Source organism: Thalassomonas actiniarum, assembly GCF_000948975.2.
GTDB lineage: Bacteria > Pseudomonadota > Gammaproteobacteria > Enterobacterales > Alteromonadaceae > Thalassomonas > Thalassomonas actiniarum.
Genome location: NZ_CP059736.1, coordinates 348,397 through 369,489, shown reverse-complemented (window position 1 = coordinate 369,489; position 21,093 = coordinate 348,397). Strand labels below are relative to the sequence as shown.

At 46.7% G+C, this 21,093-nt stretch carries 18 protein-coding genes; 10 read left to right on the top strand and 8 right to left on the bottom strand.

Annotated features, from left to right (window positions below; genetic code table 11):
* Positions 1 to 51 precede the first annotated feature (51 nt).
* A complete protein-coding gene (locus SG35_RS30045) occupies positions 52 to 477 on the top strand; it encodes a c-type cytochrome (protein WP_044835616.1) in 426 nt (141 codons plus the stop codon).
* A 10-nt stretch (positions 478 to 487) separates the two neighbouring features.
* Positions 488 to 934, top strand: a complete 447-nt coding sequence (locus tag SG35_RS30040) for a hypothetical protein (protein ID WP_236702698.1) — start codon at positions 488 to 490, stop codon at positions 932 to 934.
* A 238-nt stretch (positions 935 to 1,172) separates the two neighbouring features.
* Here the strand turns inward: SG35_RS30040 and SG35_RS30035 are convergent, their stop codons facing one another.
* The 3 genes from SG35_RS30035 to SG35_RS30025 form a co-directional block, all read right to left on the bottom strand.
* Positions 1,173 to 2,084, bottom strand: coding sequence for a permease (locus tag SG35_RS30035; RefSeq protein WP_044835614.1), 912 nt, complete (start codon positions 2,082 to 2,084; stop codon positions 1,173 to 1,175).
* A 510-nt stretch (positions 2,085 to 2,594) separates the two neighbouring features.
* Positions 2,595 to 5,705: an efflux RND transporter permease subunit gene (locus tag SG35_RS30030; RefSeq protein WP_044835613.1), complete on the bottom strand. Its 3,111-nt coding sequence runs from the start codon at positions 5,703 to 5,705 to the stop codon at positions 2,595 to 2,597.
* Positions 5,702 to 6,793: an efflux RND transporter periplasmic adaptor subunit gene (locus SG35_RS30025; protein ID WP_044835612.1), complete on the bottom strand. Its 1,092-nt coding sequence runs from the start codon at positions 6,791 to 6,793 to the stop codon at positions 5,702 to 5,704. Before SG35_RS30025 ends, SG35_RS30030 begins: the two co-directional genes overlap by 4 nt.
* A 105-nt stretch (positions 6,794 to 6,898) precedes the next feature.
* Here SG35_RS30025 and soxR point away from each other — a divergent pair, with 105 nt between their 5' ends.
* Complete coding sequence (gene soxR, locus SG35_RS30020) at positions 6,899 to 7,354, top strand: redox-sensitive transcriptional activator SoxR (RefSeq protein ID WP_044835674.1); 456 nt, start codon at positions 6,899 to 6,901, stop codon at positions 7,352 to 7,354.
* Between the two features lie 23 nt (positions 7,355 to 7,377).
* On the opposite strand, the gene SG35_RS30015 is transcribed toward soxR, so the two are convergent.
* Positions 7,378 to 8,262 (bottom strand): LysR family transcriptional regulator, encoded by an 885-nt coding sequence (locus SG35_RS30015; protein ID WP_044835611.1) that lies wholly within the window; start codon positions 8,260 to 8,262, stop codon positions 7,378 to 7,380.
* Positions 8,263 to 8,380: 118 nt separating this feature from the next.
* Between SG35_RS30015 and SG35_RS30010 the strand changes: the two genes are divergently transcribed.
* Positions 8,381 to 9,040 carry an FMN-dependent NADH-azoreductase gene (locus SG35_RS30010; protein WP_044835610.1) on the top strand — a complete coding sequence of 220 codons (660 nt, stop codon included), beginning with the start codon at positions 8,381 to 8,383 and terminating at the stop codon, positions 9,038 to 9,040.
* A 186-nt stretch (positions 9,041 to 9,226) separates the two neighbouring features.
* Here the strand turns inward: SG35_RS30010 and SG35_RS30005 are convergent, their stop codons facing one another.
* Entirely contained in the window at positions 9,227 to 9,535 is a 309-nt protein-coding gene (locus SG35_RS30005; protein ID WP_044835609.1) for a hypothetical protein, read from the bottom strand.
* Between the two features lie 792 nt (positions 9,536 to 10,327).
* On the opposite strand from SG35_RS30005, the gene SG35_RS30000 reads away from it, so the two are divergent.
* Entirely contained in the window at positions 10,328 to 12,127 is a 1,800-nt protein-coding gene (locus tag SG35_RS30000) for a cytochrome-c peroxidase (protein WP_053043398.1), read from the top strand.
* Positions 12,128 to 12,298: 171 nt separating this feature from the next.
* On the opposite strand, the gene SG35_RS29995 is transcribed toward SG35_RS30000, so the two are convergent.
* A complete protein-coding gene (locus tag SG35_RS29995; RefSeq protein WP_044835608.1) occupies positions 12,299 to 14,602 on the bottom strand; it encodes a serine/threonine-protein kinase in 2,304 nt (767 codons plus the stop codon).
* Positions 14,603 to 14,668: 66 nt separating this feature from the next.
* Positions 14,669 to 15,235, bottom strand: a complete 567-nt coding sequence (locus SG35_RS29990; RefSeq protein ID WP_084692975.1) for an ECF-type sigma factor — start codon at positions 15,233 to 15,235, stop codon at positions 14,669 to 14,671.
* 231 nt (positions 15,236 to 15,466) lie between these two features.
* Here SG35_RS29990 and SG35_RS29985 point away from each other — a divergent pair, with 231 nt between their 5' ends.
* The 5 genes from SG35_RS29985 (at position 15,467) to SG35_RS29965 (ending at position 20,362) form a co-directional block, all read left to right on the top strand.
* Complete coding sequence (locus SG35_RS29985; RefSeq protein ID WP_044835607.1) at positions 15,467 to 17,632, top strand: hypothetical protein; 2,166 nt, start codon at positions 15,467 to 15,469, stop codon at positions 17,630 to 17,632.
* A gap of 473 nt (positions 17,633 to 18,105) precedes the next feature.
* Positions 18,106 to 18,390, top strand: a complete 285-nt coding sequence (locus SG35_RS29980; RefSeq protein WP_044835605.1) for a SymE family type I addiction module toxin — start codon at positions 18,106 to 18,108, stop codon at positions 18,388 to 18,390.
* A gap of 281 nt (positions 18,391 to 18,671) precedes the next feature.
* Positions 18,672 to 19,271: a DUF998 domain-containing protein gene (locus SG35_RS29975; protein ID WP_044835604.1), complete on the top strand. Its 600-nt coding sequence runs from the start codon at positions 18,672 to 18,674 to the stop codon at positions 19,269 to 19,271.
* Positions 19,272 to 19,302: 31 nt separating this feature from the next.
* Entirely contained in the window at positions 19,303 to 19,827 is a 525-nt protein-coding gene (locus SG35_RS29970) for a GNAT family N-acetyltransferase (RefSeq protein ID WP_044835603.1), read from the top strand.
* Between the two features lie 91 nt (positions 19,828 to 19,918).
* The gene (locus tag SG35_RS29965; protein WP_044835602.1) at positions 19,919 to 20,362 is read left to right on the top strand and encodes a CopD family protein; all 444 of its coding nucleotides are present in this window, start codon (positions 19,919 to 19,921) and stop codon (positions 20,360 to 20,362) included.
* A 68-nt stretch (positions 20,363 to 20,430) separates the two neighbouring features.
* On the opposite strand, the gene SG35_RS29960 is transcribed toward SG35_RS29965, so the two are convergent.
* Positions 20,431 to 21,087 carry a TetR family transcriptional regulator gene (locus SG35_RS29960; protein ID WP_053043397.1) on the bottom strand — a complete coding sequence of 219 codons (657 nt, stop codon included), beginning with the start codon at positions 21,085 to 21,087 and terminating at the stop codon, positions 20,431 to 20,433.
* Positions 21,088 to 21,093: the final 6 nt, after the last annotated feature.

Sequence of the window (21,093 nt, the reverse complement as noted above, 5' to 3'; positions counted from 1 at the left end):
AAATGCAACATACTATGTCACTCGAATTGAATAGATTTTGAGGACTATTAAATGAATAAGTGGCTTTTATTTGTACTGACGGCAATAGCGCTACCTGGTTATTGCCATGCTGAACAGCCGGAAACAGAGCAGCGTCAGCAACTTTTTCAACAAATTGAAGGTAACACTGAACGGCTCGAAGACATCATTGATCAGCAGGATTGGCAGCAAGTGTCAACTATGGCGTTAAAACTTGAGCAGGATGTTATTTTGCTGAAAAAACTTTTTCCACAAAGCAGTAAAGGGGAATGGCGCAGCAAAGAGAAAATTTGGCATGACTGGGAAAATTTTGAACATAAATTAACCCTGTGGTCGATAAGCTTCAAACGTATAGCAACAACCAGCCAGTCGAAAAATCACAGACAAGTTATCAAGGCTTTCGATTCAGCCACTTTAAGCTGCCGCGCTTGTCACATGCAATACCGCTCACTTTGGTAACAGGGGATAAATGATGAGACAGAAGTTAGTTAAAATTCATGCGGTAGCAGCCACTTGTGCACTACTTATGATCACAGTGTTTTTTTTCAGTACCTTGATTTCAGAATTATCTGGAAATCAACAATATATTGTTACAGCAAAATCGTATATTTTCTACGCTATATGGTTGCTCATTCCAACCATGGCAGTTGCCGGCATTACAGGCAATAAACTTGCTCCTAAAGCAAATGGCGCCATTTTAGGAGCAAAGAAAAAGAGAATGCCTTTTATAGCGCTGAACGGTTTAGTGGTACTCATTCCATCAGCCGTTTATTTGAAATTTTTAGCTTTGAATGAAAGCTTTGATACGGCTTTTTATATCGTGCAAAGCATCGAGTTGATTGCAGGGTTTACCAACATTACCTTGATGTCACTAAACCTAAGGGACGGCTTAAAAATTAGAAATCAAAAAAAGTAAACAAATAGCTGCTTATTTTATCAAGGTGAATTGATGGCCCATTAACCTGAAAGGAAGGTTAACTCAAAGTCTTGTAAAACAATATTCAACTCTTGAGCAATAGCCGGTCCTGCTCCCTGATACAAAGCTCAAGGCAAATGCTGGCGCTGTTTTAGCCATTTTATTGCTTTTAAATTTGATGAAATAAAAGTAAGAAGTTTTTGATGTTACAATCAGAAACTTCTTACTTCAATAACGATTAGAAAAGGTAGCTATACAAATAACCGGCAGCGACAGCCATAGACAGTATTACCGTTAAGAAAGCAATTATCATCTTGTTTTTAAAGATAGATTTCAATAATACAACTTCCGTTAAACTCGCGCCAGCACTGCCTATGATCAACGCCATCACGGCGCCAAGCCCCATGCCTTTTGCAGCCAGTGCCGCACTTAACGGGATAACGGCTTCAGCTCTGATATACAAGGGAATGCCGATAACAGCGGCCACAGGCACTGCAAAAGGATTATTTTCGTTTGCAATGCTAGCGACAAATTCTGTTGGCATAAAGCCGTAAATCATTGAACCTAAAGCAATACCGCCAGCTAAGTAAGGCAAAACCTTCTTAAAATCAGACCAGGTGCTATTCCAGATCTTTCGCCATTTATTAACGGGTTTAGCGCCGGAGCATCCTGAAGAACACCCTGAACTTTCAGGAGTAATATAGGCTTCGGCTCTGATATATTTTTCAAAGCCTAATTTTTCCAGTGCGACACCGGCGATAATTGACACCCCCATAGCAATAGCGAAATAAAACAAGGTCACCTTAAGCCCGAAAGTAACGGCAAATAAACCGATGATAATGGGATTGAGTAACGGGCTGGCAAATAAAAACACCATCATAGTACCAAAACCTGCTTTTGCCCTAAGCAGCCCTTTTAAAAAAGGAATGGTTGAGCATGAACAAAATGGCGTGATAGCGCCCAGGAAGCCGGCAATAACATAACCTTTGCCTTTTTTGCTGCTTAATATGCTTTGAATTTTACTTGGCGGAATATACACCTGGAGTACACCGACCAGATAGCTGATGAGTAAAAAGAGCAGGGTGAGTTCAACCGCCAAAAAGGCAAACATGTTTAAGGTATCAAATACCATTTGTTGTGTGATCGTCATAATAAAACCTTTGATTCCTTATTTCTAGATTTGTCGAATTGTAAGGCAAAAATTGTTTGCGTCAACATATTTCTAGAAGTATCGAACTATATAATGGTTGTCAGCGAGTATTGTCGATATCGAATTAATAGATAAACCCTTGAAATAACCGGGGAGTCCGACACAGTTAACAGTATTTAAGCAGTGGCTGAAATCCACAGGACAAAGCGTAACTACTGAAGTAAAACTATTGAATTGGTAACAATTCGTCTGATTCCGCTTCGCTTCCCATGTAAGCCTGCAATGACTTACATGGGAAGCGATATAGCTATTACTCCCTGCATAGGGTAAAACAGGCACCGTCCAAACAAAGCTCAATACTGCTTTAACGCTTAGGTCAAGCAAACAGGCCTTTATCAAGACATATGTCCGGGCTGAGACAGAAAAATCTCACCACAGCTACAGAAGAAAAACCGGCATTATTTCATGATCAATAACCGGGCAGACTGGCTGCCCGGTGTATTAGTGCAATCAGGCTGATGCCTGTGCCTCCACCTCATTTGTCATTGCCAGCGGATGCGGCACTACGGTCGAGCCGACAGAGCGGTTAGTGGCAAGCCAGACATAAAATACCGGCAGCACAAATAAGGTAAACAAGGTACCGATAATCATACCGGCCACTAAGATAATACCGATACTGTTGCGGGCCTCGGCGCCTGCACCTGTTACCAGTACCAGCGGGAAGTGACCGAGTACGGTAGCCGCCGTGGTCATTAATATCGGTCTTAACCGCGTGGTTGCCGCCTCTATCACTGCAGCCAGCTTCTCCTGACCGCTTTCCTGTAAATGGTTGGCAAACTCAACGATTAAGATGCCGTTTTTAGCGATTAAGCCGATCAAAGTCACTAAGCCAATCTGAGAATAGATATTGATAGTGGTCAGGGATAAAAACGGCAGTAATAATGCCCCGGCAAGGGCCAGCGGCACACAACCGAGCAAGATCACCAGCGGATCCCTGAAACTGTTAAATTGCACCGCCAGGATAAGGAAGACAATCACCAGGGAAATAGCCATAACCACCAGTAAACTGCTGCCTTCTTTGCGTATTTGCCGGGACTCACCGGCATAGTCCAGGTTGTAGTTTACCGGCAAGATCTGCTGGGCACTTTGCTCCAACCGGGATAAAGCCTGCTCTTTGGTGACCCCGGGCAATACCCCGCCATAGATGCGAAACGCATTAAGGCGGTTAAAGGAGCCCAGTTTTCTCGGTACCGTTTTCCAGCGGATCTGGGTAAAGTCGGCAATAGCAATGAGTTCCCCCGAAGGCGCCTTGATGGTCAAATCCAGTATTTTTTCCGGCGAGCGGCTGATATCGCCGTTGATCATAGGGATCACCCGGTAGGCTTTGCCGTTGTCGTCAAAGCGGTTGACATAATTGCTGGATAGGTAAGTCGACAACTGCTCGCTCACCACGCTGATATCCAGGCCTAAATCGGCGATTTTTTCCCGGTCGAGCTGTAAATCGATTTGCGGTAAGTCGATTTTTAAATCGGTATCAGCATAAAGAAACAGGCCCGACTGGTAGGCCGCTGCGATCAATTGATCGGCATAGGGTTTCATCTCGCTAAAGGGAGCCGAAGACTTCACCACCAGCTCGATATCGTATTGACCGGCGGTAGGCAGGGGCGAAGGCAATATCGGCAGGACATCCAGGGCGGTCGACCCAGAAAGTCGGCCATAAACTTCCGGCAATACCTCGGCGGTACTTAAACTCCGCTGCTGCGCGCTTTCCAGTTCCAGGCCGCCGAAGCCGCCGTTTGCCAGTAAGATTTGCCACATTTGCTGTGCGCCATTAAGAGACATCAGGTTATCGACGATCTCGGGCATATGGTTTTCGTTGTAGGCCAGCGAAGTATCCGGCGGAGATTGCACCACCAGGGTGATACTGCTTTGATCTTCTACCGGCGCCAGCTCTTTAGCCGACTGCATATAAAAAGGCACAATCAACGCCGTCACCACCAGGGCGATCAGCAGCATAGAAGCCTGGTTTTCCATGGTGCGTCTGAGCACGTTAGCATATCCGGATTGTATGTTATCAAAAAGGCCATTTACTTTTTTTGTAAAAGCGCCTTCCTGACCGCCTTCGCTGGAAACATAAGCACTCATGATCGGCGATAAAGTCACGGCAACCACGCCGGAAATAAGCACGGCTATGGCCAGGGTAAAGGCAAACTCCTTGAATAACACCCCGGTTAACCCGGACAGAAAGCCAATCGGCGCATAAACCATGGCCAAAGTCAGGGTCATGGAAATGACCGGCACCAGCAACTGGCGCGAACTGATCAACGCCGCCTGCATGCTTGGCATGCCGCTGCGCATATGGCGGGCAACATTTTCAACCACCACTATGGCATCGTCCACCACCAGGCCCACGGATAAAACAATGGCCAGTACGGTCAGCAAGTTAAGGGAAAAGCCCAACAGGGAGATCACGGCGATGGCCCCTAAAATAGAAATAGGGATCGTGATCAGCGGCACTAATGCGCTTCGAAATGAACCCATTAATAACAGCACCACTAAACCCACCAGGATCACGGTTTCAAGCAAAGTCGTGACAATTTCTTTGAGGGCGTCACGCATATATAAGGTACCGTCGTAAGCGACATTGATATTAAATTTTCCCTGGCTGGCGGCATTAATGTCATCTATCACCCGGTAAAGTTTATCTCCTATGGCAATTTCATTGGCGCCGGGCAGGCCCCATACCGAAATATAAACGGTATCGTCCTGATTAAAACGGGCGGTTGAGTTCGCCTGCTCTGAGGCATAGGCAATATCGGCAATATCGCTGAGGTAGACAATGCCCTGGCTATCGTTTTTAATGATCAAACGCTTAAATTCTTCAACCGAAGACATTTGGGTATTGGCGACAATATCAATTTTTTGCTGGCTGTTTTCGCTATAACCTAAAGTGGAAATGCGGTTATTGGCACTGAGCGCCTGGTAAACCTGCTCGGCGCTTAAGCCAAAAATATTCATCTTATCAAGATCAAGCCAAACCCGCATCGCCGGAATACGGCTGCCTTCGATATCGGCTTTTTGCACGCCATCAATATTCGCTATGATGGGATTGACCTGGCGGTTTAAATAATCGGTGAGTTTCTCCAGCGGCACCCCGGGGGCTTCCACATTCAGGTAAAATACCGCATAGGGCCGGTCGGTACGTTTTACCGAAACGACGGGGTCTTCCGCACCCGAAGGTAATTCAAAGCTTATCTGGCTTAGCCGGGTATTAAGCTCGGCCAGGGCATCTGTGCTGTTTTCGTTAAGCGCCAGCCAGGCCGTTACCGTGCTGTTGCCGGATGTGGTGCTGGAATCGACAAATTCAACGCCGGGCACCGAAGCCGCTGCTTTTTCTATGGTATCGGTCACAAAACCTTTTACCACTTCGGCGGATGCCCCGGTGAAATTAGTATTGATTTCCAGTGAAGCACTTTCTATTTGCGGAAACTGCAATACCGATATCTTATTCACCGCAAGCAAACCAGCCAGACAAATAAAGATGGATAACACTATGGCAATCACCGGCTTTTGCACGAAGATATCCATCACTTGTTTTTGAAATTGAAATTTGTCATTCATAGCGACTCTCCGTGGTTTTGTGCGGGTGAGTTGAACCGGGTTTGCACCCCGGGCCATAATTTAAAAGCCCCCTCTGAAGCAATTAACACACCCGGCTCAATACCTGAGTTAACGCTGACTTGATCGGCAAAACGTATACCCAAATCTATTTTCACCTGGTGGGCCCGATAGGCCTCACCTTCTTTTTTCAATACGAACACATAATCGCCAAGTTGATCTCTTTTTACCGCCAGCTGCGGGATCAGGGTGAGATCTTGCGCAGGCCCTACCGGAAAGTTGACTTTTACCAGTTGATTGGGGGTTAACGTCAGGGCCGATTTGGCTATTTTCGCCCGGTATTTAAGCTGACGTGAACGGGTATTTAAGGCCGGCGATATTGAAACTATGCTCGCTTGCGCTGCTTGTGTGTGCCTGCCTTTAACGGCAATATCCACAGCTTCACCTAAGGCCAGCACCGGGTAGGTTTGCGGCACATTAAAATCAATCCAGATAAAATCGTTATTGCCGATCAGCTCGGTGATCTGGCTGTTGCTGTCAAGATACTGGCCAATCACCAGATCATGGATACCGGCATAACCGGAAAAAGGGGCGGTGATAATTTTCTTATCTATGATGGCCGCGATACGCTCCATTTCAGCTTCTGCTTTAGCCAGCAGTGATTTTGCCTGATCGACTTTGTCGTCACTGATGCGGCCACTTTGCTGCAACACCAGATAGCGGTCTAAGGTTTGACGATTTAATGCCGCATCGGCTTTAGCGGCTTTTAACAAGGCATCTTCTTCGCTATGGCTGAGCTCCACCAGTAGCTGACCCCGGCTGACTAAATCACCCGAGCGGAAATTAAGCCGGGTAATTTTCCCCGCCAACTCATTCTTGATGCTGGCTTGTTCTACCGCATGGGCCTGGCCTATCAACCCTGTGGTTTGCTGGTAACGCTGCACTTGGGGGTAAGTGGCTTTAATACTCATCACCGGCTCAGGCATTGCCTGGTTGTCGGCGGCGTTGGCCATATGATGCTTAAAATAGAACAGGCTGGACAGGCCTATGGCCAGGATGCCTGATGTCATCAGCAAAGGATTGAGTTTCATATATTCACCTGTAAATCTGGGTTAATCCTGAAAAGTTGCCGACAGCATATGACCTCAACTATACTTGAGGTCAATAACTTATTTTACATTTGTGTTGAGATTTTTATGACATTAACAAAAGAGCTTTCGGTAGGCGAAGTCGCCAGTCGTGCCGGGGTTGCGGTATCAACCATTCATTTTTATGAGAGCAAAGGGCTGATTTCCTCTTACCGGGACAGTGCCAACCACCGCAGGTTTCACCGGGATATTTTGCGTAAAATCTCGGTGATCCGCATTGCCCAGCAGGCGGGTATTCAGCTGAGGGAAATAAAAGAGGCGTTAAGCACCATACCGAATGATAAAACGGTGTCGGTCAAAGACTGGGAAAGATTGTCGAGCAGCTGGCGGCAACAACTCAATGACAGAATCAACCAACTGACAGACCTTAGGGACAATTTGGATACCTGTATCGGCTGCGGCTGTTTGTCGATGAAAAACTGCAAACTTGCCAATCCTAACGACATCTTAGGCAAGGACAGTCCCGGCCCGCATATTTATCACGGCGAGCCTTTAGCCGGTTAATTCATATGATTGGCAACTGGCCGTTACCTTAGCGCTTCCAACAGCCAATGCTTAAATTTTACAATACTGTGACTGTGAGTATTGTGCTCAGGTACCAACAAATAATAGCTTAAGCCTTGCTGTTGCTGAGCCTTTTCCACGTAGTTATATTGTGTTAACCAGCCTTGCGCCAGCGCATTTTTAACAAGAAGCGTACTCACCAAGGCAATACCTTGACCTGCCAGGGCCGCCTGAATAATGTGATGCTCTTGGGAAAATTGCGATACCTTGTAGCGACTTTTGTCCCTCGGTGATCCTTTAAGTAAGGCATGCCAAGTGAATTGGGGAAGATTGCTATTTTGCCACCTTGCTTCCAAAAGATTTGCCACTTGTCCATCGGCAATACTTTCAACATAACTTGGGGTGGCATACATGCCTACTTTTTCAGTAACCAGACAGGATGCGTTTGCTAAGGTGTCATCATAAACGCCATACCTGATAGCCAGATCAATACTTCTATCCTTATCTAAATCATCAACTTGCTCGCCTGTTTTTACGGCAACTTCAATACTTGGGTGCAATTGATTAAATTTACCTAAATTGGGCACCAGCCACATGGCAGCAAAAGAAGAGGTAGTACTGACGGTAATACTGTTTTTAGCCTTTGCAATTTCACTGACGGTGTTGGTCAACTGTTGTAAAACGCTATATGCCGTTTCGGCTAGCAGTTTGCCGTCTCGGGTTAACTGAATCGCCCGGGTTTTGCGCACGAACAATAAAGTACCGAGCGCTTCTTCAAGTGCTTTGATTTGATGTGAAACAGCTGTCGGCGTGACATGAAGTTCTTCAGCCGCTTTTTTAAAGCTTCCTAGTCTGGCCGCGGCATCAAACACTCTGATGCTGTTTAACGGGGGGAGTTGGGCATACATATTCAAACATCATAGATAACTTTTTCTCACCTATAAGCTAGTATTGCTCGTTTGTCAATAATAAGCAGAACCAGCACAATAGCGCCATAAATTGCTCAAACAGACAACTGGAATCAACATGGCAACAGTATTACATTTAGACACTAGTGCAAGAAGAACGGATAACAAAGTTCAAGACTACAACTCAATTTCAAAAAGCCTGGCAGCGCATTTTACCGATAACTGGCTCACCTTAAATGATGAAGATAAAGTTATCTATAGAGATTTAGGACTAAACCCACCCGAGTTTATCAGCCAGGACTGGATTGCTGCGGTATTTACCCCGGATGAAAAACGCAGTGAAGCACAAAAAGCGCTGTTAACTTTATCCGACACCTTAATTGATGAAGTTGCTCAGGCTGACATTATCGTGATCTCTTCTCCCATGTATAACTACGGCATGCCGGCGGTACTCAAAGCCTGGTTCGATCAAGTGGTACGTATCAATAAAACCTTTACCTTTGATTTGGCCAGGGGTGACTTTCCTCTGGCGCCGACTATGGCTGGTAAAAAACTGATTCTTATTTCTTCCAGCGGCGAGTTTGGCTTTGAAGCTGGCGGGATCAGAGAAAAAATGAACCACTTAGGCCCGCATGTTGAAACCCTAAGCAAGTATTTAGGCGTAGAAACCTTCTATGAGATTAAATCAGAATATCAGGAGTTTGCCGATGAGCGACATCAAAAATCGCTTAACGATGCCTATCAGGCTATTGACGACTTGGTAAAAAGGCTTGCCTAATTAATGCTTTACCTTGTCTCAAGATAACGCCTGTACATAAAAGAATAAAAGCACGGTCACCCATTACAGCCGTACGGTTTTACAATAAGGTGACTGTGCTTTATCAAGAGCAGGGCAGTGTGCCACATCAAGCCGATAAGAGGCTAACATACTGTCACGCCCGATAAAAACGGCGGTTAACTGTTATTATTCGCCTTCACCCACAGGTTCGGTAGAGGTTGATAAGAACCCTCGTCCCTGCGCATAATATACATATACCGGTTTTTCATTACGCAGGACATCCAGCACCCCTTCAAACATGCTTGAAGGCAAATGCATTTTGATCCTGCCGCCGCTTTCAGAGTCTTCCTCAAACTTCATCTCAGGATCATTGAACCTGACAAAGGCTACAGTATTACCACTACTGTCATACAATGCAATCTGCGCCCGATTCGTTTGATAGCCGTTGGGACTGCCATACATCAGCACGTGATATTTCATAACTTGTGTTGCCATAATATGTACCTTAATTTAAATTGAACGCCAGCTTATACTGCTTGCGGCATGACTGCCGGCGGATAAGACATGCCATTTAACTTTGTTTTTATCAACGTATTGTCCGTACTGTCATCACCGGCTGCCATAGTAGCGGCCTGCAAGGTATACCCCGGGCGTAAGCTTTTTTCGCTGCCGGGGGAGCAGATATCTGCTACGGGTAATTGACTGACGGGAAGGATAAATAAAACACCCGATCACCATTTTTATATAATGGCGCCGTGAGAGTAGAGACAGACCTTCATCCATGATGTATCCCTGGTCGCTAGGAGAGAAATTTACCGCCTGCTGGCCGTAATCCTTAGAATTCTCTTAAAGGTAGAAGAAAATCTCTAAAGTTCAAATAAATAGATTCGTTTTTGGCAACTCAGGGAAGTAAAGCAGGCATCCGTCTATTATTTGATAGCATGTGAGCTTTTTTAAGCACTTAATTTGGGCGGCGAGTACGACAATATTTCGGAAGGTACATACAGCCATGTTAACCGAAACTTTCAGGAGCTGGCTCCCGTTTTCTATCACTTTGCGGATACAATACATCCATATGATTTATAAGTTTTTTTAAGAAAAACCATACAAATTTCCTTTCTGCACATTCACTGCATATTTCAATGATATTCTTGTCTTAGCCCCCCATAAAAATTGATATCACAATGCTCATCAAGCAGACCTTGAGTATTTTGCATGATAGACATCAACACATATAAGGCCGTTCGGCACCCTTGCCAAGCACCATATATTTAAGGAAAGCAACCTATGAACATTTACTTAAAACTCAGGAACAATATTATCTACCCCTTCAGTTTTTTATCGCTTTTTCTGCTGATAACAGCCAAGGAGGCACATGCTGAAACCGATATCCAGCCACAACAATTGATCGTAAACGCCCTTTCAGCCAGTGAAATCGGCTTGTCGTGGCAAGCACCGCAAGACAGCGCTACCGTGAAGGAATACCTGATTTTCAGAAACGGCGAACAAATCGCCGTCACCCAGGAGACGCGTTTTATCGATAGCGAGTTAAGCGCCAATAGCAGTTATAGCTATTACATCGTCGGCACCGACGAGCAAAGCGCCCCGGGGGAGCCGTCAAACAGCGATACGGCAAAAACCCTGGTCAGCGATGATAACGACGGCTTAAATAACGGCTCGGTGATCACCCTGGTAAATTTAAACCTGCGGGATGTTTGTGGTGTCAGGACCATTGCCGCTGTACCGGCAGAAAACCTGGATAGCTGTTTAGACAAGGTGATAGAGGCTTTCGCCTTGCAAGAAGGTGTTGAAGATATCAGGGCCTTTGTCGCCCGCTTAAGGCGTCAGGAAGACCCGGCCCTGGTCAATCTCGGCATGCGCCTTTTCCACAGTAAGTCCTTAAGCCAGAACAATGATACCTCCTGTTCGTCCTGTCACCATCCGGCAATAGGCTGTGGCAGCGACGGCTTGTCATTACCGATAGGGGTTGATGCCGACAATCCGGACCTGCTAGGCCCGGGCCGGGCCGATGGCAATACCGTACCTTTGGTAGGTCGTCATTCACCGCAAATTTGTAATTCGGCGCTTTGGGTTCACAGTATGTTTTGGGATCAGCGCATCGTATTAGAAGGTTTCCGCACCGATCCTGTCGGCCAGGTTTCAACGAAAGAGATCAGAACCCCCGAACGCGATGTCACCCGAAGTATGGCAGCAGAAGTGGATAATACCGACCCGTTAAGGCTGCTGATCGCCCAGGCGCATTTTCCGGTTACCGCGGCAGAAGAAATGGGCGATACCACAGGCTTTGACTCCCCCCAGTCTTATAGAAACCATATCGCCACTAAGCTCACCACCGACTGGAAAGATGAATTTAACCAAGTATATGGCAGCGAAGAGGTTACCTTTATGCGCACCGCCCGGGCGCTAGCCGCTTATGAAGCTTCCTTCTTATTTATCGACAATCCCTTCTTCGATTATGTTGGCGGTAACCATAACAGCTTAACGGAAGATGAAAAACGCGGCGCGTTATTCTTCTATACCGGCGCAGGCTGCTCCAACTGTCATGACGGCGCCTTTTTTACCCCGGACAGAACCCGTCCGCCGCTTTATCCGCAAATAGGCGCTAATGCTGTGGGTGATGGCAACAACCAGGAGCAATTTAGAATGCCGAGCCTGTTAAATATTGGCCTTACCGCCCCTTATGGCGACAAAGGCGTATTTCCTACCCTGGAGCGGGTGATTGAACATTATTCCAATACCCACCAGTCGCTGGTTGATTATTATGAAAATAATGAAACCTGTGATCTGCCGCAGTTCCAGCACTTGTCCGATGAAGCGTGTCAAAGCGTAGTCGGTGGCGGTAAAGAGTATGTCCTGGCGAGAAGTGAAACCGATGGCACCATAGATGCCCCGACCCCGAACTTTACCGAACAGGAAGTCGCCTACCTTGCTGCCTTCCTGCACTCGCTGACAGATAAAAGCGCCATGGCCGGCAGCAATGAAATCAATGCCTTGATCCCGCCAAGAGACGGCGGCCCGGACGGCAATCAGCTTGACGCCGAAGACAAAGACGGCAACCCGCTATAAGCGATAGCTTGTTTTGTTTTAATACAAGGCTTCAGTTTTGCGCTGAAGCCTTTTTTGTCATCATGTCCCGTCCGGAGATAAGCCGTTTTAAAGTGAAAGCTGGCTTATTAGCGCTGATAGAGCCAAAAATCTCAAACCCTGAGTGCATATTCGTACCAAAACAGCTAGCGATCATCCCTGCAACAAAACCGGCGCGCCAAAAAGTTCGGCAAAAAGATCGATGGATACCTGCTCCATATAGATGTTACTTTCCTTAAGTTTGCCATCCAGATAAGCCGATTTCATTCGTAGCGCATAACCCTTTGCTTCTTCTGTCTTGCCAGAGAACAGCAAAGATTCGATCAGCATGATACCCGCCTCAAGGGTGGTATAGGCATCGGCAGCTTGTATTTTCATAAACCCTTCAAAGCATGGTCTTAATACACTTTCTGCTTTATCAAAGTTCTTAGTCCTCATATAAGTAAGCGCTATGGAGCGCATAGTGCCCAAAGTATAATAATTCTCAATGCCAAACACTTCTTTTTGGATAGCTAAGTTTTTTAAATATAAAGACAATCCGCTTTGCAAATCACCTATCCCCTGGTAAAAAGTGGCCAGGTTGTTGCGCGAATGTGAGGTCTCGGGATGCTTTAATCCCAATACCTGCTCTCTCAGCGCCAGCAGCGCTTTCATATCTTTAATAGCGCTTGCCATCAGTGTCTTGTCTTTATTTTTTCGTCCCTTGACAAATTTTCTGGTCGCTACATTATTTATCAGACTCAAGGTTTCAGTATGCCCGGGCCCTAAATGCATTTGAGCAATAGACAAGTTTTCGGTAAAAATTTCCAGTGCTTTATCCGGATTTGTATGGCGAGTAACTTCGCCGAGTTCGGTATAAAGCCGGATCATTTCCAAAGCACTTCTTTCAAGATACTGTGATTTTATCGTTATTGCCTGATTCAGGTTTTCCAATGCCTTTTCCCGCTGACCCAATCCGGAGCGGGAACGTCCCAGGGTAAATAACAAGCTTGCCTTGATATCCTGTTCATTATGATTAAAGTCATCAAGCTTTTCTTCGGCGCGGTCCAATAAATCGACCACCTTGAGGTTCATGCTGCCTTTTCTCGGATCCGCAGAAGCTAAGATATCGGTAATAAAACGGTTAATGGCATTACTCTTTGCCAATTCATTCTCAGCCAGCTGTAGCGCTTGCGATTCTTTATATAAAGACCAGGAGCTGATCGCCGCCGCCGATACCAGGCTCAAAAAAACGCTCAGCGAAATAGCCACCGGCCAGCGATTACGTTGCAGGTATTTCTTAAAGAAGTAACGCCTGTCACCCGGGACTGCCAACAAGGGATAGTTATTTTGCCATCGCTCAATATCACCGACAAAGGCTTCCACAGAGGCATACCTGAGATCCGGGTCAAGCTCGGTGGCTTTTAAAATCAAGGCTTCAAACTCGTGATTCAATTGCGCTTTGAACCTTTTTGCCGTTAACCGGCGCTCATCCGCTACCGCTAGTAAGGCTTCTGCAGCTAAAACAGACCCGGCAAAGGCGAAAGTATCGCTTTGCTTTTGCCGCAGCAGTTCATCCAGGGTAAGTCCTTCACGGGCGAAGGGCTGTGAGCCGGTCATTAACTCGCACAACAGCAACCCCAGGGCATAAATATCTGAGCGGACATCGGCCTTTTCATCTCCCTGCAATTGCTCCGGACTCATATAAGCAGGGGTGCCCAGGATGGCCTGAGGTGAACGGGCATTTTTTACTTCGCCGGGATCCGATAGTTGAAAATGCTCGGCAATGCCAAAATCGATGATCTTCGGCTCACCCTGGCCATTTACCTGGGTGATCAATATATTCTGGGGTTTAATGTCGCGATGCACAATACCTTTTTGATGGGCATATTGTATGGTATTGGCAACCTTGATAAACAGCTGCAGCCGCTTACTGATCGACAAGCGATTTTCATTGGCATAAGTAATAAGATCAACCCCTTCGATAAGCTCCATCACAATGAAGGCATGGTCATCGGCGGTAGTACCGGCATCATAAATGTGGGCAATATGGGGATGTTTCAGTTGCGCAAGAATATTCTGTTCGTAGTGCTGTTGTAAGACATTGGAATAGGTCAGCTTTTGCCGCGAGAGTTTGATCGCTACCTGATGCTCAAACTGTTCATCGTCACGGCAGGCTTTATATACGACCCCCATGCCGCCTTCACCAATCACTTCGGTGATCAAATAACGGCCGATACGATCACCGGCAGCAAGTTCAAGTTGGCTGTTTAATAATTGATGGGCATTTTTAAGCACCAGGGTCCGCAAACCCGGCTGATTGCCTTGTGCCGCTTCTGCATCCAGCAATTTTTTCACTTCAGACTTCACCAATAGCGGTTCATCCAAAGCATCCAGCGCTGCTATTTGTTGTTCCAGGGGCAATTCAATAATTTGCTCGAAGTGCTGCTTGATCTTTTTCCAGTGATGACTGTCCATGTATTGTTAATCTTGTTATTTATTGTTGATAGGGGGTTGGTCGATATGTTCCGGGTCACAGCGAGACTAGTGCTGGCACCTTAACCAGGCCTGCGCCACCCGGATTTCCCTTTCCACCGTCGATAGCGAAAACCCGGTCACGTCGGCCACTTCGGGATGGGTCAAGCCGCCAAAAATTGACAACTCCAGCATATTGCACGCCCGCTCGTCGAAAGCGGTGAGTTTATGTAATAAATCATCCAGAACAATCAGCTCTTCCGTCGCCTGGTGATGGGGCAATGAATCTTCATCGAAAGTCATCTGATCCTGCAAGGAAACTCGCTTTTGGGCATTCTTGCGCTTGGCATGGTCGACCAGAATACGGCGCATGGTTTTAGCGGCAATGGCCATAAAGTGCTTTTTATCTTGCCAATCGACATCCACTTGCGCCAGACGCAAAAAAACTTCATTTACCAGCGCTGTTGCCTGTAGCGTATGGGATGTATTTTCCCTGGCCATATAGGCCCGCGCCAGCCGGTGCAATTCCTGAACGATTAAGTCATCCAGCTCCAGCTTGGCGGCTTGATTGCCATATCGCCAGTGGTGGAGTGTTTGTGTGATGAGGGTAGTGACATCCTGAGTCATAAAAAACATATTCCGTTAAACAGGGCAGTAGTATATCAGCTCCGGATGAGCGATTAAATTGCCTAAACCGATTAAGAAGGGCAAATAGCCGATTAAATTTCATCATATCGCGCGAAACGCCCGCGAAAGTGCAAAATTTCACCGGCTGAAAAGTTTTTTCATTTTTTTTGAAGGGATCTGCAAAGTTCTTTCGCTTTAACAGATGAACGATTCAGATAAATACACATTAAGGAAATATCTATGTATAAACTTGTTCGTAAGCATCCCTTGCCAGCGGCTGTTGCCCTGTCCCTGGCAGCCGGCTCTTTTTCAGCCGCTGCGGCGCCGGCCTATCAATTACCGTCAACCGATTTAAAAAATGCGATGTCACAGACTCTGACCTCGGCAGCATCGAACTCGCTGAGCCAAACCGGCGATACCATGCGTTACCAGCTTGACAATTTTAAGGCGGATGTTACCTGTTTCAATGGCTGGCTGGATATCTCAGATCAATACAGCAGCCATAATGCCTATTACCAATGCGAAGGTTCGGTGCAGTTTTCGCCGGTTGCCGGAGATTTAGAAGGGATCATAGGGTTTACCGTCAATAGCTACCAGGTCATTATCTCTGACAACGGTGAATTCTTCGGTGAATTACGGGAAATTCCTAACCTGGGTTTCGACGGCGCCAACTTGCTGACCGACAATATGAGCGGCAGCCGCTTTGCTTTTGCCGTGGCCAAGGGCGCAATCTTAAACGATTATGCCAAGGTTAAAGTTGGCTTACCCGACAACCGCATCATGGCCTTTTTCGATTTATCTTATACCGACGGCGGCAAGATGGCGTTAACCGACTCAATCGAAGCTTCGGTCGGTAGCAACTCCGCCAGCTTTAAATTTGTTTTAGACTGGAAAGATCCGCTTTATTATTTTGAAACCAACTTATTTACCAAAGGTGCGTTAAGCTCCAGCCCGGTGCAGCTTACCTCACAAGGGCTTTCTTATCACGGCCGCCTGGGATTTGACGCCGATTATCCTTTATGGGATGGCAACAGCTGGCAGGGGGCTAGCTTCAACGGTCAGCACTGGGAAGTCAGCGATAACTTTGATTCGCAAAAATTCAATCAAGACGGACATTTAGTGCTTGGCGGTAAGGTTAAATTTACCCCGTACCCCATTTCTGTCGATGGCCTATTCAACGTTGACTTTGACCAAAACGATGATGGCCTGGGCGGCGGACAAGGTTTTAACGACAAAGTATCCAAGAAACTGACAGAGCTGGCTTCAGATACCCAGGTTGCCGGCAACGGCACCTTGGAAGTAGATCTCGGTGATGTCTCGGGCATTGGCTTTTCAATGAACCTGGGAAAAGGCTCTGTCAACTTTAACAGCGCGCAAAAGTCATTCTCATTTTGGGCAAATAGCGTCGATCCGCTTGAAGGCGGCATTGCCGGAAACTGGATAAAAAAACTGCTCAAAGGTCTTCAAACACCTGATGTGCAGATCTACGGTCATATGGATATCGACGACAACGGCCTTTCCAGCTACGACAGTTTCTTTAAAGCAGACCTTTCCCATCACGGTTTTCTCTTAAAAGGTTCACAAAGCATGAACTACAAGACGCCGGGTGTGAAAGACGGTTTTACCATGGATGGCCACTTTGGCTACAAAGGCTCTGATATTGGCTTTACACTGGAAGCAAGTGAGCACTCGTGTAACGCCACCATAGACACCGGCATTAACGTCAACATCGCAGGCCACAACCTGGGCAGTGCCTCTTTTGATTTGTGCCAGGCCGTTGATAACTCATTGATCCCCGTTTCCGGCATAGTCAATGTTGCCGGAAATGCCATTGACGTTATCGGCAATACCAGTGCAACCGCCGTCGATACTTTATCGTCAGAAGCACATCAAACAATACACCTGGTTGACGGCAGGGTAGAAGAAGCTACGGTAGAATTAAAAGAAGCCGGGTTAACCGTTAACAATGCCGCGATGAAATATGGCAACAAAGCGCACAGATTTGTCATGGGGGATTTAAACTATGCGTCCGGGACGCACTTCGCACAAAAGTTTAGTAACTACATCGCTAAAAACGGCTTAAGCACCGGCAACTTATCGCTCGGCGGCGGCGGCCTTATCAAATGGAAAACCTTTAAAATATACGGTGACGGTAAATACCGCGGCGAAGTCAATGGTAGCAATGCTGCCGCAAAACACGAAACTCAGCTGAAAGTGGAGTTCTGTGCGAAAGTTAAGGTTGCCGGTAAAGGCAGGAAAACCTGTAAAACAGATCATTTGGATACGATCACCGGTAACCTGGATGCAAATGGCTGCTTTTCAACACCGGGTCTGAATAAATCATTTAGTTTGTTAGGTGTTAAGGTTAAATTCCCTATTCCTTCTAAGAAGTTTTGTATGTTCTAAACCGCTACTTGTGTTGCAATAAACTACTGCAATAAACCACAGCTTTGGCTGTAATGCCGGTCAGTTAAGCGCTGACCGGCTTTTTTTAGCCTGGATTTACCGCTCTGGGACTACTTCTTGCCCGGCGCGGAGCCATGATTGAATTTGCCGCTACTTCAACTCCCCAACAATAGCTCCCGGTGATGAAAAGAGTAGGGCGACTAATCCCCTTTTTAACAGGATTTGCCAGGAAAACAACGGTTCAAATTTATCCTCAAAAAAAGACCAATTCACTATTGATTTCCCCCTGAATTGGTCTTTCCTTAATAATGCTATCCCAGTCTTAAAGGAGAGCATTTATTGCAGCTGTTCCACCAAGGAACAGCGGCAATAACAGGCGTTACTACCAAGCAAAAGTAGTAACTTAAGTCGCAACCCCTGAGTGCCTCCACACCCAGAGGTCGCTAACCACAACAAACTACACGGAGTAAGTCATGGCTAAATGTCATCATACGCCAGAGCCCGCCTCGGCAAAAGTAAAATATCCCATTTATCGGCAACTTACCGTACAGGAAACGGTTTGCAACACGGCGACAAAAACCCGCGGCATAGGCATCAACTATGTGCCGGTCAAGCTTGAGCCCTGTGTGATACTCAGGGGAAAATGGCTGCGCCTGGCCGGTTTCCCGGTCGGGCAAAAGCTCAGTATTGTTGTCAATCAGGCAGAGCTGGTTATCACACCTGAACAGGCGGAAGCAAACCTGTCTGCCGAAAACTAAATCCGGGCTTAGTTAAAAAGCCTTAAGCAAAGCTGCTGTGCCTTAAAACAGGTACAGCAGTTTTATAGCTTCGATATTGTTATTTTGGCTGGCACGGACAAACTTGAATCAGCAAATGTACAGGTGGGGACAGTTATGCCAATAACCTTATCATTTTGTTGATAATATCTTGAAAAACAAACCCTAAAAGGGAAATAATATACCACTGGCGTTTCAATCCCAGTCAAAAGAATCTGGCCAGGCTGCACCCTGCCATATTTGTTTTCAAAAAGGAGTCTTGTGTGAGCGAAAGTTTTTATGGCTATTGCGGCCTGTTGGCATCTGTTTGGATAGTGTTCGGTGTTTTTATTGCTGCAAAGCGCTATCAGGGTTATAACCATGCAAAACAATTTTGCAGCGAGTTGGGCGCAGTCGGCAGCCCGACAGAAAAATTTTCGCCGCTCATCAATAATTATCCTCTGGCGGTGTTATTTTGTCTTTTTGGTTACGACTTGATTGCATCGGGTACTCATTCGATATTGCTGATGGCGATAGGGGCTTTGGTTATTGTCCATGGGTTAGGGACCCTAGTCGCCGGTTTTTTTCCTATGGACGCAGATCCCTACACCAAAAATCCAACAACGGCTTGTAAAATACATTCTTGGGCAGGTTTTATCATGTTACTGTCCCTCTACATTGCCCCGGTTTTAGCCCTGTTCGAGTCAAGCTTTACTCTCTATTTCAAATTATTTTCCCTGGCCTGTTTGCTTATAGCCGTCTATTTCACCGTTACCCTGGCAAAAGCGATTAAAAAACAGACTAATCCCGGCACCCATCAAAGATTAGGTTATGGCGCACAACTTCTATGGTTGTCAGGATTATCCATACTGGTAGCACAATAAAAACCGACAGTTACTGTCTGTAGGAAAGTGCATGAACATAAGAGCATCAACCGAGCAAGATAAGCAGGATATTTTCCAGCTTCACCGGGATACATTTGCCGAAGAGGAAGCAGAAGCGGTAGCGAAACTGGCTCTTGAACTGCTGGAAGATGAAACCGCCTTGCCCCTGCTTTCTTTAGTTGCAGAGCAAGACGGCGACATTGTCGGCCATATTCTTTTTTCATCAGTATCGGTTGAAGGAGCAGATAAACACCAGGGTTATATCCTTGCCCCGCTTGCGGTACTGAGCAATCAGCAGGGTCGCGGCATAGGCTCGGCCCTTATTCGCCGGGGGCTAGATATCCTTAAAACGCGCCGTGGCGAGTTTGTGCTGGTGCTCGGAGATCCCAAATATTATTCACGTACCGGTTTTGCGGCGGGCCACGGCATCAGCCCGCCTTATGAGCTGGCCTATCCCCAGGCCTGGATGGCGCTGGAATTAAAAAAAGATGCACTCAAAAATATCAAAGGTAAGGTTCAATGTGCAGCATCACTCAGTCCGGCGCAATATTGGTAATCCAGCTAGGTACCGGCAACAGGCAGATGAAAGCAGTCAAGCATCTCTGCCGACATTTATACAACCAACAAGATTCAGGAAGGATTAACTAATGTACGGTTTTTTACTTGCGCTACATTTGCTGGCGGCCACAATTTGGACCGGGGGACATATCGTACTGTCGATGGTGATCTTGCCTAAGGTGCTCAAACAGCGCTCGCCGGAGCGGCTGTTAGACTTTGAATCCGCCTATGAAAAAATCGGCATGCCGGCGCTGATCATCCAGGTCGTAACAGGCCTGATGCTGGCACATCACCTGCTGCCCGATGTCGGTTTATGGTTTGATATGTCTAACCCGGTGGCCCATGGCATTGCCGTCAAATTAAGCTTGCTGGCGCTGACGGTCATGTTCGCGTTGGACGCCAGGTTCAGGGTGATCCCGAAACTATCACCAGACAACCTGCTTGATATGGCGCTGCATATTATCCCGGTAACCCTTTTTTCGGTGCTGTTTGTCCTTACGGGGGTTTCCTTCAGAGCCGGTTGGCTGGCTTAAATACAAAGTCATGGTAAGTGCTTTGTTAAAACACTGACCAACAAAAAAGAAGATATCTGCACTTATTATTAAGCCGGATTAATCGAAGCTGCGGCTTGCTCCAGCAGGGCCGGGCGGATACCGCTGCCGGATAACACTATTTTAGCGGCATCAAGAATTTGCCCGGATAGGCTGCCTTGTCTGTCCCGGCACCAGCGCATTAAAGTCCCCGTCACCGCGTCTATGGCTATAGTCGCTATAAGTTCAGGATTACCCTCTTGATTATTCTGCCAGCCGTTATCCGGTAACTTTTTTAATGCCGTGGTGATAATGTCCTTGGTTTTGGCCACTTCTTGCTGGTCAAATTTGAGCAAAGGGGTCAACTCCCGGGTATATTCGCATTTGTAAAACGACACGGTAAACAAAGCGATTAATTCGGGGGATTTCTCCACTTCGCTGGCGTAATACGCCAGCGATTGAAACAACCCGCTCAGGGGCTCCTCCGCCTGCTCGAGCATATTGGTGGCTTTTTCGTCCAGGGGCTGTGAATATGCCTCGACTATGGCTTCAAAAATTTCCAGCTTGTTTTTAAAGTGCCAGTAAAACGCCCCCTTAGTGACTCCGGCCGCCTTGGAAATATCATTGAGCGTGGTGTGGGCAACACCATGCTCGCTGAAATGCATTAAGGCGGCGTGGATCAGGGTTTTACGGGTACGTTCTGCTTCTTCTTTGGTTTTTCTGGCCATAATTTG

Coding starts and splice junctions, on each gene's coding strand:
- SG35_RS30045 (WP_044835616.1), top strand. CDS start 52: ATGAATAAGTGGCTTTTATTTGTACTGACGGCAATAGCGCTACCTGGT.
- SG35_RS30040 (WP_236702698.1), top strand. CDS start 488: ATGATGAGACAGAAGTTAGTTAAAATTCATGCGGTAGCAGCCACTTGT.
- SG35_RS30035 (WP_044835614.1), bottom strand. CDS start 2,084: ATGACGATCACACAACAAATGGTATTTGATACCTTAAACATGTTTGCC.
- SG35_RS30030 (WP_044835613.1), bottom strand. CDS start 5,705: ATGAATGACAAATTTCAATTTCAAAAACAAGTGATGGATATCTTCGTG.
- SG35_RS30025 (WP_044835612.1), bottom strand. CDS start 6,793: ATGAAACTCAATCCTTTGCTGATGACATCAGGCATCCTGGCCATAGGC.
- soxR (WP_044835674.1), top strand. CDS start 6,899: ATGACATTAACAAAAGAGCTTTCGGTAGGCGAAGTCGCCAGTCGTGCC.
- SG35_RS30015 (WP_044835611.1), bottom strand. CDS start 8,262: ATGTATGCCCAACTCCCCCCGTTAAACAGCATCAGAGTGTTTGATGCC.
- SG35_RS30010 (WP_044835610.1), top strand. CDS start 8,381: ATGGCAACAGTATTACATTTAGACACTAGTGCAAGAAGAACGGATAAC.
- SG35_RS30005 (WP_044835609.1), bottom strand. CDS start 9,535: ATGGCAACACAAGTTATGAAATATCACGTGCTGATGTATGGCAGTCCC.
- SG35_RS30000 (WP_053043398.1), top strand. CDS start 10,328: ATGAACATTTACTTAAAACTCAGGAACAATATTATCTACCCCTTCAGT.
- SG35_RS29995 (WP_044835608.1), bottom strand. CDS start 14,602: ATGGACAGTCATCACTGGAAAAAGATCAAGCAGCACTTCGAGCAAATT.
- SG35_RS29990 (WP_084692975.1), bottom strand. CDS start 15,235: ATGTTTTTTATGACTCAGGATGTCACTACCCTCATCACACAAACACTC.
- SG35_RS29985 (WP_044835607.1), top strand. CDS start 15,467: ATGTATAAACTTGTTCGTAAGCATCCCTTGCCAGCGGCTGTTGCCCTG.
- SG35_RS29980 (WP_044835605.1), top strand. CDS start 18,106: ATGGCTAAATGTCATCATACGCCAGAGCCCGCCTCGGCAAAAGTAAAA.
- SG35_RS29970 (WP_044835603.1), top strand. CDS start 19,303: ATGAACATAAGAGCATCAACCGAGCAAGATAAGCAGGATATTTTCCAG.
- SG35_RS29965 (WP_044835602.1), top strand. CDS start 19,919: ATGTACGGTTTTTTACTTGCGCTACATTTGCTGGCGGCCACAATTTGG.
- SG35_RS29960 (WP_053043397.1), bottom strand. CDS start 21,087: ATGGCCAGAAAAACCAAAGAAGAAGCAGAACGTACCCGTAAAACCCTG.